The 15749-nt window shown below is 68.2% G+C and carries 10 protein-coding genes; 2 read left to right on the forward strand and 8 right to left on the reverse strand.

All coding sequences use genetic code 11. The annotated features are described in order from the left end of the window. Positions 1-15: 15 nt before the first annotated feature. The 7 genes from BA899_RS05385 to hemF form a co-directional block, all read right to left on the reverse strand. A complete protein-coding gene (locus tag BA899_RS05385; RefSeq protein WP_159299990.1) occupies positions 16-807 on the reverse strand; it encodes an alpha/beta fold hydrolase in 792 nt (263 codons plus the stop codon). Further along, positions 804-5639, reverse strand: a complete 4836-nt coding sequence (locus tag BA899_RS05390; RefSeq protein ID WP_159299991.1) for an NAD-glutamate dehydrogenase — start codon at positions 5637-5639, stop codon at positions 804-806. Before BA899_RS05390 ends, BA899_RS05385 begins: the two co-directional genes overlap by 4 nt. Then, positions 5636-6649 carry a 3-oxoacyl-ACP synthase III family protein gene (locus tag BA899_RS05395; protein ID WP_159299992.1) on the reverse strand — a complete coding sequence of 338 codons (1014 nt, stop codon included), beginning with the start codon at positions 6647-6649 and terminating at the stop codon, positions 5636-5638. The genes BA899_RS05390 and BA899_RS05395 overlap by 4 nt, the downstream gene beginning before the upstream one ends. A gap of 6 nt (positions 6650-6655) precedes the next feature. Further along, entirely contained in the window at positions 6656-8467 is a 1812-nt protein-coding gene (gene lpdA, locus BA899_RS05400; RefSeq protein WP_159299993.1) for a dihydrolipoyl dehydrogenase, read from the reverse strand. Positions 8468-8487: 20 nt separating this feature from the next. Continuing rightward, on the reverse strand, positions 8488-9858 hold the full coding sequence (locus tag BA899_RS05405) for a dihydrolipoyllysine-residue acetyltransferase (RefSeq protein WP_159299994.1): 1371 nt from the start codon (positions 9856-9858) through the stop codon (positions 8488-8490). 29 nt (positions 9859-9887) lie between these two features. Next, positions 9888-12548: a pyruvate dehydrogenase (acetyl-transferring), homodimeric type gene (gene aceE, locus BA899_RS05410; RefSeq protein WP_370456321.1), complete on the reverse strand. Its 2661-nt coding sequence runs from the start codon at positions 12546-12548 to the stop codon at positions 9888-9890. A gap of 225 nt (positions 12549-12773) precedes the next feature. After that, positions 12774-13679 (reverse strand): oxygen-dependent coproporphyrinogen oxidase, encoded by a 906-nt coding sequence (gene hemF / locus BA899_RS05415; RefSeq protein WP_159299995.1) that lies wholly within the window; start codon positions 13677-13679, stop codon positions 12774-12776. 41 nt (positions 13680-13720) lie between these two features. On the opposite strand from hemF, the gene BA899_RS05420 reads away from it, so the two are divergent. Both BA899_RS05420 and moaA read left to right on the forward strand, forming a co-directional pair. Then, complete coding sequence (locus BA899_RS05420) at positions 13721-14155, forward strand: molybdenum cofactor biosynthesis protein MoaE (protein WP_148122606.1); 435 nt, start codon at positions 13721-13723, stop codon at positions 14153-14155. 4 nt (positions 14156-14159) lie between these two features. Then, positions 14160-15182 (forward strand): GTP 3',8-cyclase MoaA, encoded by a 1023-nt coding sequence (gene moaA, locus BA899_RS05425; protein ID WP_159299996.1) that lies wholly within the window; start codon positions 14160-14162, stop codon positions 15180-15182. On the opposite strand, the gene BA899_RS05430 is transcribed toward moaA, so the two are convergent. Further along, positions 15179-15748, reverse strand: coding sequence for an L-threonylcarbamoyladenylate synthase (locus BA899_RS05430; protein WP_159299997.1), 570 nt, complete (start codon positions 15746-15748; stop codon positions 15179-15181). The genes moaA and BA899_RS05430 overlap by 4 nt on opposite strands. Position 15749: the final 1 nt, after the last annotated feature.

Here is a 15749-nt window from a genome sequence, read left to right on the forward strand (position 1 = left end):
GGTCTCTCTGCGTGGTCAGGGGTGGGGTTGGGTCACGAAATCGTTCAGCTCATCGGTGAAGCGCTGCGGCGCCTCGGCATGCAGCCAGTGGCCGACGCCGGGATAGCTCACCACGTCGGCGGCCGGAAAATGGCGGGCGATCGCGGCGCGCCCGGCGCGATCGACATAGTCGGACGCCCCACCGTGGACGAAGCGCACCGGCGGCTCCGTCAGGGTGCCCAGGCCTTCCGGCCAGCCCTGGATGACCGGCAGTTGCTCGGCCAGCGTGGCGAGCGGAATGCGCCACACCCACTGCGCGCCCCGACGCTGCAGGTTGGTGAGCAGAAACTGCCGGATCATGGGGTGACTGACCTCGGTGGCCAGCTGCGCATCCACCGCGCCGCGATCCGGCGCCGCCGCCAGATCGATGGCCTGCATGGCACGGATCAGCCCGCCGTGCTCGGCTTCATGGTCGTAGGCCATGGGGGCGATATCCACCACCATCAGGCGGCGCAGCCGGTCCGGCCGGGTCAGGGCCAGCGCCATCGCCACCTTGCCGCCCATGCTGTGGCCCATGATGTCGGCCTGTTCAATGCCTCGTGCCTCCAGCAGGGCGACGACGTCGGCGGCCATGGCGCGATAATCCATGCCCGGGTAATGCGGGGACTGGCCGTGGTTGCGCAGATCGGGGCGCAGCACCCGATGGCCCGCCTCGAAGGATCGGGCGATGCCGCGCCAGTTGTTACCCGAGCCGTACAGGCCGTGGAGCATGACTAGTGCCGGGCCGTCACCCCCTTCGGCACAGTGCAGTTCCACCGCATCCGTCATTGCAGGCGCTCTTGGGCATTCGAGGCGACATGCCGCAGTGCCTGCAGCGCGACGCCGAACATGGCGCTGTCGGGCTGGGCGCTGGCCCGGATCTGATCGGTGATCTGGCGCAGATAGTCGACCCGGTTGCCCTCGCCAGCGAGTCCGTCCTCCACCCGGCTGGCCGCCGTGCCGTCACCGGTATGCCGGAGGATGGCTTCGGTGACCCGGCGGTGTTCCTCGTGCAGCGACTCCATGAGCCCGATCCGGTAGCGCGCCTGCCAGTCGTCCTCGGGCTGGAACCGGTCAATGGCCGCCTGCAGGTCACTGAGCGCCAGATGGTCGCTGGCCTGGAAATGCACGCGGGCCGCCTCGGTCAGTTCGGTGTCGGCGACGCAGGCCGCGGCATGGATATCGAGCGCGGGATAGAGCCGCGGCAGACGGCTCAGGCGCTCGGCCAGGGGTGCCGGGACGCCGGCCTCGACATGCCGGTCGCGTGCCGCGGCCAGCTGCCCGGCGGCGGTTTCGGTCAGCAGCGTCGGCAGGGCCTCGTCGAGGCGGGCGACCGCCTGCTGCATCGGCGCCATACCGGCCCCGGCGTCACTGCCGCCGCCGCCCGGATGACGGAGCAGCCAGCGCGTGGCCTGCTCCTGCAGGGCGCGGATGCTGTGCAGTGCGGACTGCTGATGCTGGATGGCCACCGCGTCACCCAGTCCGTTCACTTCGTGCCACAGCCCGCGCAGACCGTAGATGTCACGGGCCGCCAGATAGGCCCGCACCGCCTCGGCGGTATCGGCGCCGGTCGCTTCGGTCATGCGCATCAAAAACGTCGCCCCCATGCGGTTGAGCACATGATTGGCGAGGTGGGTGGCGATGATCTCGCGGCGCAGCGGGTGCTGGTCGATGCGTGTCGCAAAGCGCTCGCGCAGGGGCGCGGGGAAATACCCCACCAGTTCGTGAAGGTTTTCCTCGCCCTGCACCAGCGGCGAGTCGAGCAGCTCCTCGAAGCTGCGGATCTTGGTGTACGACAGCAGTATCGCCAGCTCGGGACGGGTCAGTCCGCGCCTCTGGCGAGCCCGCTCGGCGAGGCCCTCATCATCGGGCAGCTGCTCCACCGCCCGGTCCAGCCGGCCCTCGCGCTCGAGCCGGCGCATGCAGCGATCCTGCTCCGCCAGCCGTGCCGCCGCCCGATCCTGCATCAGGCTGATGGCCTGGGTCTGGCGGTCGTTATTGGCCAGCACGTGCGCGGCGACGGCATCGGTCATTTCGACCAGCAGCTGGTTGCGCTGCTTGACGGTGAGGTCGCCATCATCGACGCCGCCGTTCATGAGGATCTTGATGTTGACCTCATGATCGGAGCAGTCCACGCCACCGGAGTTGTCGATGGCGTCGTTGTTGATCCGCCCGCCGGCCAGGGCGAACGCGACCCGACCCAGGGGCGTCACCCCCAGGTTGCCGCCTTCGCCGATCACCGCGCAGCGCAGATCTTCGGCATCCGCCCGCAGGGCATCGTTGGCCTTGTCGCCCACCTCGGCATGACTCTCGGCCCGGGCCTTGACGTAGGTGCCGATCCCGCCGTTCCAGAGCAGGTCCACCGGTGCGCGCAGGATGGCGGCGATCAGGTCGGTGGGCGTCAGGCGCTGCTGCTCGACGCCGAGGGCCCGGCGGGCCGGTTCCGGCAGGGTGATGGACTTGGCGCTGCGCGGCCAGACGCCGCCGCCTTCGGAGATCAGCGCGGTGTCATAATCCGCCCAGCTGGAGGGGCCAAGGCCGAACAGCCGCTCCCGCTCGGCGTAACTGCGCTCGGGGTCCGGGTCGGGGTCAATGAATACATGGCGGTGATCGAAGGCGGCGATCAGCCGGGTGGTCCGTGACTGGAGCATGCCGTTGCCGAACACATCCCCCGACATGTCGCCGACGCCGACGACGCTGAACGGCTCGATCTGGATGTTGCGGCCGGCTTCGCGGAAATGCCGCTGGACCGCCACCCAGGCCCCGCGGGCGGTGATGCCCATGGCCTTGTGGTCGTAACCGGTGGAGCCACCCGAGGCGAAGGCGTCATGCAGCCAGAAGCCGTACTCGTCGGCGATGGCGTTGGCGTCATCCGAGAAAGTCGCGGTGCCCTTGTCGGCGGCCACCACCAGATAGGGATCGTCATCGTCGTGGCGGACCACCTGTGCCGGCGGCTGGACGACGTCATCGACGATATTGTCGGTCACATCCAGCAGCGCGCGGATGAACAGCCGGTAGCAGGCGAGCACCTCGTCGCGCTGGGCCTGACGCTCACGGGGCAGGCGCTTGCAGACAAAACCGCCCTTGGCGCCCACCGGGACGATGAGGGCGTTCTTGACCATCTGGGCTTTCATCAGGCCGAGGATTTCGGTGCGGTAGTCCTCGCGCCGCTCCGACCAGCGCAGTCCGCCCCGGGCCACCTTGCCGCCGCGCAGGTGCACGCCCTCGACCCGGGGTGAGCTGACGAAGATCTCGAACGCCGGGACCGGCTTGGGAACACCGGGGATCCGCTCGGGCCGCAGCTTGAGGGCCAGGCTGGGATGCGGCCGGCCCCGGGCGTCGCGCCGGAAGAAGCTGGTCCGCAGCGTCGCCAGCATGGCATCGCGCAGGCGCCGCAGGATGCGGTCATCATCCAGGCTCTGCACCGCCTCGAGCTGCGCATCCAGCTCGTCGGCCAGGCGGCCGGCGCGCCCGGCGTCGGCGTGATCCGGGTCGAACCGCGCCCTGAACAGCTTGATCAGGCCGCTGGCGATGGCTGGATGATCGGCAAGGGTGGACTCCATATAGGGCTGGCTGTAGGCCATCCCTGCCTGGCGCAGGTACTGGGCGTAGGCCCGCAGGATACAAATCTCCCGCCAGGTCAGACCGGCCAGCAGGATCAGTCGGTTGAAGCCGTCGTCATCGGTTTCGCGTCGCCAGATGGCGGCGAAACCCGACTGGAAGGCGTCGCGCAGCTGGCCCGTATCAAGGTCAAGTTCGGGATCGTGACTCAGGCCGAAGTCATGGATCCAGCATGGTCCGGCTCCCTCCGGACGGATGCCGTAGGGGCGCTCGTCGATCACCCGCACGCCCATGTTCTCGAGCACCGGCAGCACGTCGGACAGGCTCATGGGCTGGCCGGCGTGATAGAGCTTCAGCCGCAGGCTCCCCACCGGTGCCTCGAGCGGGCGGTACAGGCTGATCACCAGGCCGTCGCCGGCCTCCAGGGTCTCGAGGCGTTCGATGTCCTGGGTGGCGGTGCCGGGCGGCGTGTCCTCGCGATAGGCGGCGCTGAACGCGTCGCGATAGCGGTGATGGAGCTGCGTGCCGCGGGCCTCGCCGCAGTGCTCGAGCAGCGTCTGTGCCAGATCGTCCGACCAGGACCGGGTGGTGGCCGCCAGACGTGCCTCGAGGGCGTCGGTGTCCACGGTCTGGGCCTCGGTGCCGCGGAAGTGGATGATGAAGTGGATGCGGGCAAGCACCGCCTCGGAGAGCTGTACGGTGAACTCGGAGTGTGCCCCGTCGAACGCCTCCATGAGGATCTGCTGCATGCGCTGCCGCGTCGCCGTGTCATAGCGGTCCCGTGGGGCATAGACCAGGCACGAGACGAACCGCCCGAAGCGGTCGTGACGCGTGAACAGGCGCACCCGCTGGCGCTCCTGCAGCTGCAGGATGCCCAGGGCCGTCTCATAGAGCGTCTGCGAGTCGATCTCGAAGAGCTCGTCGCGGGGATAGGTCTCGAGGATGTGCACCAGGGCCTTGCCGGCATGGCTGTTGGCGCGCAGCCCGGCGCGCTCGAGCACCGCCGCCACCTTGCGCCGCAGCAGCGGGATGTTGCGCGGATTGCGGCTGTAGGCGCCTGAGGTGTAGAGCCCCAGAAAGCGGTGTTCGCCGATCACCTCGCCCCGGGTGTTGAAGCGCTTGATGCCGATGGTGTCCATGTAGCCATGGCGATGGACGGTGGCGCGGTGGCTGGATTTGGTCAGGATCAGCGGGTCGGGGTCGCTGGCCTGCTCGCGCATCGCCGGCGGTAGCGCCTCGAAGCTGCTCGACAGCCGTTCGGCGTTGCGGGCGGGCCGCAGCAGCCCCAGGCCGGTGTCCTGCACCGCCTCCAGCCGCAGGCTGTCGTTGCCGCGCCTGAGATCGTAGCGGCGGTAGCCGAGAAACGTGAAATGGTCATCGAGCATCCATTCCAGAAAGGCATCGATCTCGGCGGGGTAGTCGTCGTCGGCGGCCGGTGCGCGGCGCTTGAGTGACCGGCGCGCCTGCTCGGCCTGGTGGCGCATGGCCTGCCAGTCGGCCACCGCCACCTCGACATCGCGCAGGGTGTCCCGCACCGCCGCCTCAAGGGCGTCCAGCGGCGCATCACCGGCCTGGCGATCCACCTCGATATGGATCCAGGCCTCGGGCTCGCCGTCACTGCTGGAGCGGTCGCTCACCGCGGCGACGTGGCCACCGGCGTCGCGCGCGATCTCGAGCACCGGATGGCTGATCAGGTGGATCATCAGACCCTGCTCGTTCATCGCCATGGACAGTGAGTCCACGAGGAAGGGCTGATCGTCGGCGACGATCTGGACCACGCTGTGGGTGGACTCCCAGCCATCCTGTTCCGGGTCGGGGTTGTAGACGCGCAGCGCAACCTCGCCGCGGGGCCGCTGATAGCCCAGTCGCCAGTGCGACAGCGCCAGCCCGTAGAGGCTGCCCGGCGCCCGCGCGGTCAGGTCTTCGGTGGCCATGCTGGCGTAGTAGCAGTCGATGAAGCGGTGGATGATCGCCTGATCCGCCTCGGACCAGCGCTGATCCGCCAGCTGCTCCAGCGCGTCCAGCTGGCGCTGGCGTGTCTTGTCGGCCGCGTGATTCATCGGCTTGCGCACTCCTCCAGTCGCAGGGCAACTCCCGCCATGTTGTAACCTACGCCCGAACCCACCAGTGTGACCAGATCTCCCGGCCCGGTCAGGCCGTTTTCGATGAGATGATCGAGGGCGATGGGCAGGCAGGCCGAGCCGGTGTAGCCGTAGCGGTCCATCAGCGCGGGCGCCCGCTGGGGCGGGATGCCCACGGTCTGGCAGGCTTCGCGGATGCTGGCCGCGTTGATCTGAGTGAAGATCGCCTGATCGATGGCGGATGGGGTGAACCCGCCCTGCCGGGCGAGCCGGCGCATCACCAGCGGCCAGCCCTCGGCGTTGATGGCCGGGGGATAGCGGCGATGCACCTGCACCCGGGTGCGCCCGGCGGCCACCGCGTCATGGCTGGCCGGCTCGGCGGTGCCCCCGGCGGCGATGTTCCAGTGATCGGCATAGCGGCCGTCCGCATGGAAGGCGCTGGTGATGATGCCGTCGCCGTCGGTGGGCGCGAGCAGTGCCGCGCCGGCGCCGTCGCCATAGAAAAACACCATCGGATCGGCGGGATCGGCGAGGCGCTGCATCATGTAGGCGCCGATCACCAGGATGCGCCGCAGTGCCGGGTTGGTGGCCATCAGGCCGGTGGCGGCGGCCAGTGCCGTGGGGAACGAGGCGCAGGCACAGCCGATATCGAGGGTGCCGGCCGGGTGGGCGCCCAGCTTGGCCTGAACGATCACGCTGGTGGCCGGGGTGATGCGATCGGGGGTGTCGGTGCCGAGGATGATCAGGTCCAGCTCGTCAGCCCGCCACCCGGCCCGCGCCAGGGCCTGCTGTGCCGCGGCGACGGCAAGGTCCGAAGTAACCTGCCCGGGCGCCGCCCGGTAGCGCTGGCGGATGCCCGAGCTGGCCTCGAAGCGCTCGACGCTGTCGGCCTGGCCGGTTGCGGCCAGTTCGGTCCGCAGCTCGTCGTTGCTCACAAGGCGCTCGGGAAGGTAGCGCCCGGTGGCAACGACGGCGGCGGACCGGTTCATCGTGGGTCAGCGTTTCTTTTTGGGTATGTACAGATCCGTCAGCGTGCCGGCGGCCGCCTCGGCGGCCATGCCCACCGTCTCGGAGATGGTCGGGTGCGGGTGGATGGTCAGGCCGATGTCGTGCATGTCGGCGCCCATCTCGATGGCGAGGCCCACTTCGGCGATCAGATCACCGGCGTTGGGCCCGACGATGCCGGCGCCCACTACGCGCTCGGTGTCGCGCTCGAAGATGAGCTTGGTGATGCCTTCGTCCCGGCCCAGCGACAGTGACCGGCCATTGGCGGCCCAGGGGAAGCTGCCCACCTCGACATCCATGCCCTCGGCCTTGGCCTGCTCCTGGGTGACGCCCACCCAGGCGACCTCGGGGTCGGTATAGGCCACCGACGGGATGACCCGGGCGTCAAAGGCGCTTTTCTCGCCGGCGGCGACCTCGGCGGCCACCTTGCCCTCGTGAACCGCCTTGTGGGCGAGCATCGGCTGACCGATCAGATCGCCGATGGCGAAGATGTGACCGACCCGGGTGCGCATCTGGTCGTCCGCCGGGATGCAGCCGTTGTCCATCAGCTCGAGGCTGGTGGCTTCCAGGTTGAGCCGGTCGGTGTTGGGCCGCCGCCCCACCGAGACCAGCACCCGGTCGAAACGGTCCTCGGCCGGCGCCTTGCCGCCCTCGAACTCGACGCTGACGCCGTCATCGTCGGGCTTGAGCGCCGTCACCTTCGTATTGAGGAAGATGTTCGCGTAGCGCTTGTCGATGATCTTGCGGAACGGCTTGACGATGTCCGGATCGGCCCCCGCCATCAGGCGGTCGGCCAGCTCGACCACGGTGATTTCGCTGCCGAGGGCATGATAGACCGAGGCCATTTCCAGGCCGATGATGCCGCCACCGACGACGAGCATGCGCTTGGGCACCTCCTCGAGCTTGAGGGCGTCGGTGGAGTCCATGACCCGCGGGTGGTCCAGGTCAAAGCCCGGTGGCGCGATGGGCCGCGAGCCCGCGGCGATGATCACGTTGCGATAGCTGATCGAGCGCTCACCATCGGCGGTGTCGACCTTGACGTTATAATCATCGACGAACTGCGCCGGTCCGTGGACGGTTTCGACATTCCGCTGCTTGGCGAGCCCGACCAGACCGCCGGTGAGCTTGCCGACCACGCTCGATTTCCAGGATTCGAGCTTTTTCAGATCGATTTTCGGCTCGCCGAACTCGATGCCGTTGTCGGCAAAGAACGCCGCGTCGTCGATGACCTTGGCGGCATGCAGCAGCGCTTTCGATGGGATGCAGCCCACGTTCAGGCAGACCCCGCCCAGGCTTGGATAACGCTCGACCATAATGGTCTTCAGCCCCAGGTCCGCGGCCCGGAAGGCGGCGCTGTAGCCGCCCGGCCCGGCGCCCACCACCAGCACGTCACAGTCCGGCGAATCGGGCGCGGCCTGATTGGCGGCGGTTGCCGCAGGGGCGGCGGCCGGTGCCGGCTCGGAGGCGGCGGCGGGTGTTTCGCTGGCGGTCTCCGCCGGAGCGGCTGCGCCGCTGTCGGCGCCGCCACCGGCATCATCCGCCTCAGCGCCGGCAGCACCGTCGGCGGGCACCGCCATGGCGATCACATCGCCCTCGGCGACCTTATCGCCGACACTGACCGTCACCGACTCGATCCGCCCGTCGAAGGGCGCCGGCACTTCCATGGTGGCCTTGTCGCTCTCGAGGGTGATGAGCGAGCTCTCGGCCTCCACGGTATCGCCGGGGCCGACCAGCACCTCGATGATCTCGACCGCGTCGAAGTCGCCGATATCCGGGACGCGGACTTCCTTGGCTTGTGACATGAATCGCGATCCTTTCAGGTTTACAGGATGAGGCGGCGCAGATCGCCGAGCACACCCGTCAGATAAGTGGTGAAGCGGGCGGCCGCGGCGCCGTCGATGACCCGATGGTCATAGGAAAGGCTCAGCGGCAGCATCAGCCGGGGGACGAACTGGCTGCCGTCCCAGACCGGCTTGGTGGCGGTCTTGGACACGCCGAGGATCGCCACCTCGGGGGCATTGACGATGGGCGTGAACGCCGTGCCGCCCAGGCCGCCCAGGCTCGAGACGCTGAACGTACCGCCCTGCATGTCGCCGGCGCCAAGCTTGCCGTCACGCGCCTTGGCCGAGAGCTCGGCGAGATCCGCGGCGATCGCGTAGATGCCCTTCTGGTCGGCGTCCTTGATCACCGGCACCACCAGGCCCTGGGGCGTATCCACGGCGACGCCGATGTTGATGTAGTGCTTGCGGATCAGCGCGGCGCCATCGCTGCGCAGCGAGCTGTTGAAGTCGGGAAACGCCTGCAGGGCCCGGGCCGAGGCCTTGACCATGAAGGCCAGCGGGGTGAGCTTGATGCCGGCCTGCTCGGCGGCCGCCTTTTCCGCCTTGCGGAAGGCGTCGAGCTCGGTGATGTCGGCCTCGTCGAACTGGGTGACATGCGGGATGTTGAGCCAGCTGCGATGCAGATGCGGGCCCGAGAGCCGCTTGATGCGGGGCAGGTCGACTTCCTCGACTTCGCCGAACTTGCTGAAGTCGACCGCCGGGATGGGCGGGATGCCGGCACCCTCGGCGGCCGGTGCCGCAGCTGCGGGGGCGGCCGCTGCGCCGCCTTCCAGCGCCGATTTCACGTAGGCCTGCACGTCTTCGCGGCTGATCCGGCCCTTGCGGCCGCTGCCGGTGACCTGATCCAGCGGCACGCCAAGCTCGCGGGCGAAGCGTCGCACCGACGGTCCGGCGTGGGCCAGACGCTGGGTCTCGGCGCTGAGCGCGGGCCCGTCGGCCTGCTTCGTCGGCGCCGCGGCGGGTGCGGGCTGCTCCGCCGGGGCGGATGGCTCAGCAGGGGCCTCGGCGGCGGGTGCCGGGGCCGGTTCCGGTGCCGCAGCGGCGGGCTCGGCCGCCGGGGCCTCAGGGGCGGCGGCCGCATCGTCCCCGGCGGCGTCGCCGGCGCCGTCACCACTGACCTCAACCTTTGCAACCGGCGTGCCCTCGGCCACCTTGTCGCCGGGCTGGATCAGCATCTCGGTGACGGTGCCGTCCACCGGACAGGGGACTTCCATGGTCGCCTTGTCGCTCTCCAGGGTGATGATCGAGTCTTCGGCAGCGACGCTGTCGCCCGGGCCGACCAGCACCTCGATGACGTCCACCGCATCGAAGTCGCCGATGTCGGGGACGGTGATTTCCTTGACCTCTGCCACGCAAATTCCTCCTGCGCCGTGATTCGCCGCTAGACCGTGACCGGGTTAGGGGCGTCGGTGTCGATGTTGTAGTGGGCGATCGCCTTGCTGACGGTTTCGGCACTGATCGTGCCTTCGTCGGCCAGCGCCTTGAGGGCCGCCACCGTGACGTAATAGCGATCCACCTCGAAGAAGCGGCGCAGGTTCTCGCGCGTGTCCGAGCGGCCGTAACCGTCGGTACCCAGCACCACATAATGGCGGTCGATGTAGGGCCGGATCTGATCGGCGAACGCGCGCATGTAGTCGGTGGAGGCGATCGCCGGGCCCGCATGATCGGCCAGGCACTGCTGTACATAGGGCACGCGCGGCGTGTCCTCGGGGTGCAGCATGTTGTGGCGCTCGCAGTCGATGCCGTCGCGACGCAGCTCGGTGAACGACGGGCAACTCCAGATGTCGCTGTCGACGCCCCAGTCCTGCTTGAGCAGCTCGGCGGCGGCGATGACCTCCATGAGGATGCTGCCTGAGCCCAGCAGCTGGACCTGCTGCTTGCCCCCGGCGCCCTTCTGGAACAGGTACATGCCCCGGGTGATGCCGTCCTCGGCGCCCTCCGGCATGGCCGGCTGGTGATAGTTCTCGTTCATCATGGTGATGTAGTAGAAGACCGACTCCTGCTCCTGATACATCCGCTTCATGCCGTCCTGGATGATCACGGCCATCTCGTAGGCGAAGGTCGGATCGAATGAGCGGCAGTTGGGCAGGGCCGCGGTCATCAGATGGCTGTGGCCGTCCTCGTGCTGCAGGCCTTCGCCGTTGAGCGTGGTGCGCCCGGCGGTGCCGCCCATGAGAAAGCCCTTGGCCTGCATGTCGCCGGCCGCCCACCAGAGATCGCCGACCCGCTGGTAGCCGAACATGGAGTAGTAGGCAAAGAACGGGATCATCTCGACGCCGTGATTGGCGTAGGCGGTGGCGGCGGCGATCCAGCTCGACATGGCGCCGGCCTCGTTGATGCCCTCCTGGAGGATCTGACCTTTCTGATCCTCGCGGTAGTACATCAGCTGATCGGCATCCTGCGGCTCGTAGAGCTGACCCTGCGGGGCGTAGATGCCCAGCTGACGGAACAGGCCCTCCATGCCGAAGGTGCGGGCCTCGTCGGGGACGATCGGCACCAGACGCGAGGCCAGGCCCTTGTCGCGGGCGATGATCGACAGCGCCCGGACGAACGCCATGGTGGTCGACATCTCACGCTCGCCGCTGTCCTTGAGCAGCACCTGGAACGCCGAGAGGTCGGGCACCTCCACCGGCTCGGCGGTAATGCGCCGCTCCGGCAGGTAGCCGCCCAGCGCCTCGCGCCGCTCGTGCAGGTACTTGATCTCGGGTGAGTCCTCGGCGGGCTTGTAGAACGGCGCGTCGGCGACTTTCTCGTCGGGCACCGGGATGTGGAAGCGGTCGCGGAACTCCTTGAGGGCGTTCTCGGCCATTTTCTTCTGCTGATGGGTGATGTTCTGGCCTTCGCCGGCCTCGCCCATGCCATAGCCCTTGACCGTCTTCGCCAGGATGACCGTGGGCTGGCCCTCGTGCTCGGTGGCGGCGCGGTAGGCGTTGTAGACCTTGGCCGAGTCATGGCCGCCGCGCTTGAGCTGCCAGATGTCCTCGTCGGACATGTTCGCGACCATGGCCTTGAGGTCGGGGTATTTGCCAAAGAAATGCTCGCGGGTATAGGCGCCGCCCTTGGCCTTGAAGTTCTGGTACTCGCCGTCCACGGCTTCGTCCATGCGCCGGCGTAGCAGCCCCTGAGAGTCCTTCGCGAGGAGCGGATCCCAGGCCGAACCCCAGAGCACTTTGAGGACGTTCCAGCCGGCGCCGCGGAACTCACCCTCGAGCTCCTGGATGATCTTGCCATTGCCGCGCACCGGCCCGTCCAGGCGCTGGAGGTTGCAGTTGACCACGAAAATCAGGTTGTCGAGCCCCTCGCGGGCGGCCACACCGATGGCGCCCAGGCTCTCGGGCTCGTCCATTTCGCCGTCACCGCAGAACACCCAGACCTTGCGGTCGGCCGTATCGGCGATGCCGCGGTTGTGGAGATACTTGAGGAAGCGGGCCTGATAGACGCCCATGATCGGGCCGAGCCCCATGGACACGGTGGGCAGCTGCCAGAAATCGGGCATCAACCAGGGATGCGGATACGAGGACAGCGGCTTGCCGGTCTTGGCGAGGTCGGCGCGGAAGTTGTGCAGATCGTCGTCGTTGAGCCGGCCTTCGAGGTAGGCGCGGGCGTAGATGCCCGGCGCTGAGTGGCCCTGGATGAACACCAGGTCACCGCCGTGATCCTCACTCGGCGCGCGCCAGAAATGGTTGAAGCCCACCTCGTAGAGCGTTGCCGACGAGGCGAACGAGGCGATGTGGCCGCCAATGCCGTCCCGATCGCGGTTGGCCTGGACCACCATCGCCATGGCGTTCCAGCGGATGATCGAGCGGATCCGCGATTCCAGCGCGCGATCCCCGGGAAAGGGCTGCTCATGCTGGGTGGGAATGGTGTTCTGGTAGGCCGTGGTCGCCTTGAAGGGCAACTGGCCGCCGCTGCGGCGGGCCTTGTCCACGAGCTGCTCGAGCAGAAACTGTGCCCGCTCCGGGCCTTCGTATTCGAGGACCGACTCAATGGCCTCGAGCCACTCCTGGGTCTCCTGCGGATCCAGGTCGTCCGGCGTCGGCATGGGCGTCATTTTTGCTGCCATCTCTGACCTCGTCATTGTTCTGTCAAGGCACAGCCTAGCGGGCGGACCGTTCGGTGGCCACACCCCTGATCGCTGTAGGTTATTGTTGCGCTGCGGAAAAATGCAGTCCGTCGCGATCCGCCAACCTAACCCAACGGGCAGCGGTTGTCGCCCCGTGATTTATGAGCATCAGGCACAGACCGTATGACTCGGGCGGCGTGCCCGCTAGAGCCACTCACGGGGCTGCAGATAGCGCCGGGTCAGTTCCGCCTCGGGCGTGGCTTCGCCCACTTGGTAGTCGTACTCCCAGCGCGCCAGCGGTGGCATCGACATGAGGATCGACTCGGTCCGGCCGCCCGACTGGATGCCGAACTTGGTGCCGCGGTCGTAGAGCAGGTTGAATTCGACATAGCGGCCGCGCCGATAGAGCTGGAAGTCGCGTTCGCGCTCGGTATAGGGAATGTCCTGGCGGGCCTCGACGATGGGGGCGTAGGCGCGCATGTAGCCGTCGCCCACCGAGCGCATCATGGCGAACGCCGACCCGAAACCGCCGCGCTCGTAATCGTCAAAGAACAGTCCGCCGATGCCCCGGGTCTCGCCGCGATGAGGCAGGTAGAAATACTCATCGCACCAGGTCTTGAAGCGTGGGTACAGATCCTCTCCCCACGGGGCGACGGCGTCGTGGGCCACCTGATGCCAGTGACGGCAGTCCTCGTCGAAGGGATAGAACGGGGTCAGGTCAAAGCCGCCGCCAAACCACCAGACCGGTTCGGCGTCCTTGGCCTCGGCCATGAAAAAGCGGACATTGGCATGCGAGGTGGGCACGTATGGGTTGCGCGGATGCACCACCAGCGACACGCCCAGGGCCTGGAAGCCGCGGCCGGCCAGCTCCGGTCGGCGTTCGCTGGCGGTGGCGGGCAGGTTGGCGCCGAACACGTGCGAGAAGTTGACGCCCGCCTGCTCGAACACGGGCCCACCACTGAGCACCCGGGTCCGGCCACCGCCTCCCGCCTCGCGATCCCAGGCGTCCTCATGAAAGTCGTTGCCATCCAACGCCGACAGCCCATCGCAGATACGATCCTGCAGATCCAGCAGATAGGATCGGACGGCAGTTGCATCAATCTCGGTCATGCGTGCAAGGATACGCATCAGGGAACGCTGGAGCGAACGCAATGACGGACCATATTGATGGCGAGGCCATCGACCTCGACGCGCTGTTCGAGGAGACCGCCTCGCCGGATGCCGGCGCCGTGGTGGTGTTCGGCGGCACGGTGCGCCGTCACCACGCGGGCCAGACCGTCACCGATATCGAGTACTCGGCCTACGTTCCGCTGGCCGAGCGCGCCCTGGCCGCCGTCGAGGCCGAGGCGCTGTCCGGCTATGACATCCTCTCGTGTCGGATCCGCCATCGCACCGGCCGTCTGCGGGTCGGTGAGCTGAGCGTGGTGGTGGTGGTGCGCGCGGCGCACCGGGCGGAGGCGTTCGAGGCCGCGCGGTTTGCCATCGACCGGCTCAAGGCCACCGCACCGGTCTGGAAGCGCGAGACCTATGCCGATGGCTCGCAGGTCTATCAGCAGGGCGAGGCGCTGCCGGGGGCGGGGGAGTAGAGCCATGACGCAGGACGTCACCGATCGGCGCGATCGACCGCTGCGGGATCTGCGGATTTCGCTGACCGATCGCTGCAATTTCCGCTGCAGCTACTGCATGCCCAAGGCCCTGTTCGGCGCCGATCACGCCTTTCTGCCGCGCCACCAGCTGCTCTCGTTCGAGGAGATCGCCCGGCTCGCCGGGGTGTTCGCGTCGCTGGGCGTGCGCAAGCTGCGCCTGACCGGGGGTGAGCCGCTGCTGCGCCGCGATCTGGAAACGCTGATCGGGCTGCTGCGCGACATTGATGGCATTGACGACATCAGTCTGACCACCAATGCCTCACTGCTGACCCGCGACAAGGCCCGGGCGCTGCGGGCGGCGGGGCTGGACCGTCTGACCGTCAGCCTGGATGGCATCGATGATGCGACCTTCCGGGCCATGAATGACGTCGGATTCCCGGTGGCGAAGGTGCTGGCCGGGATCGATCACGCCGAGGCGGCCGGGCTGGGGCCGATCAAGATCAACATGGTGGTGCAGAAAGGCGTCAATGATGGCGATATTCTGCCCATGGCCGGACATTTCCGCGGCACCGCCCACATCGTGCGCTTCATTGAGTACATGGATGTCGGCAACAGCAACGGCTGGCGGCTTGATCAGGTCATCCCGTCCCGCGACGTCGTGGACCGGATCAACGCCCGCTGGCCCATCGAACCGCTGGCACCCAATTACCGTGGCGAGGTGGCCGAGCGTTATCGCTATCGGGACGGCGCCGGCGAGGTCGGTCTGATCAGTTCGGTGACCCAGCCCTTCTGCCGCACCTGCCAGCGCGCCCGGCTGTCCGCCGAGGGTCAGCTGTTCACCTGCCTGTTCGCCAGTCACGGCCATGATCTGCGCGAGCGGCTGCGCCGCGGTGACAGTGACGCCGCGCTCCACGAGGCACTGACGACGGTCTGGTCGCAGCGCGATGACCGCTACTCTGAGCTTCGCACCGCCGGCGAGCAGCCCATCGACAGCCGCCGCATCGAGATGTCCTACATCGGCGGTTAGGCGCCCGCCCGCAGCACCCGGCCGGTGTCGGCGTCGCGGATTTCCGACGGGCCGCGCTGGCCGCCCAGAGGGCCGGGCACAAACCAGTCGAGCTGCCGGCCGAAGCAGCGCTGCACCTGCCAGCCACGCCGGCAGGCGGGCCGGCCACTGCGGTTGGCACTGGTGGACACCAGCGCTGAGCCGGCCGCGCGGCAGAGGTTGATGACCGGGGGGTGGCGGGTGACCCGCACGGCAATGCTCGGGCGCCCGCCGGTCAACAGCTCGGGCAGGCCGTCGGCGGCCTGCATGACCCAGGTGACGGGGCCCGGCCAGGTGCCCAGCATCGCCTCACGCACCGAGGCACGGGCGGGCCATTGCACCAGCCCCTCGAGCTGGTCGATGCCCGCCGCAATCACGATCAGGCCCTTGTCCGCGCCCCGGCCCTTGAGCCGGATCAGCCGGGCGATGGCATCGCTGTCGAGGGGATCGCAGCCCAGGCCCCAGACCCCTTCGGTGGGGTAGGCGCCGACGCCGCCTGAATGGATCTGATCGCGGACCCGGCGCAGGGCCGGCGAGGGGGTGCGCATA

Source organism: Spiribacter sp. SSL99, from assembly GCF_009805925.1.
Classification (GTDB): domain Bacteria; phylum Pseudomonadota; class Gammaproteobacteria; order Nitrococcales; family Nitrococcaceae; genus Spiribacter; species Spiribacter roseus.

Excerpts from the sequence above, each read along its gene's own strand:
- BA899_RS05385 (WP_159299990.1), bottom strand. The coding sequence starts at position 807 with ATGACGGATGCGGTGGAACTGCACTGTGCCGAAGGGGGTGACGGCCCG.
- BA899_RS05390 (WP_159299991.1), bottom strand. The coding sequence starts at position 5,639 with ATGAATCACGCGGCCGACAAGACACGCCAGCGCCAGCTGGACGCGCTG.
- BA899_RS05395 (WP_159299992.1), bottom strand. The coding sequence starts at position 6,649 with ATGAACCGGTCCGCCGCCGTCGTTGCCACCGGGCGCTACCTTCCCGAG.
- lpdA (WP_159299993.1), bottom strand. The coding sequence starts at position 8,467 with ATGTCACAAGCCAAGGAAGTCCGCGTCCCGGATATCGGCGACTTCGAC.
- aceE (WP_370456321.1), bottom strand. The coding sequence starts at position 12,548 with ATGCCGACGCCGGACGACCTGGATCCGCAGGAGACCCAGGAGTGGCTC.
- hemF (WP_159299995.1), bottom strand. The coding sequence starts at position 13,679 with ATGACCGAGATTGATGCAACTGCCGTCCGATCCTATCTGCTGGATCTG.
- BA899_RS05420 (WP_148122606.1), top strand. The coding sequence starts at position 13,721 with ATGACGGACCATATTGATGGCGAGGCCATCGACCTCGACGCGCTGTTC.
- moaA (WP_159299996.1), top strand. The coding sequence starts at position 14,160 with ATGACGCAGGACGTCACCGATCGGCGCGATCGACCGCTGCGGGATCTG.
- BA899_RS05430 (WP_159299997.1), bottom strand. The coding sequence starts at position 15,748 with ATGCGCACCCCCTCGCCGGCCCTGCGCCGGGTCCGCGATCAGATCCAT.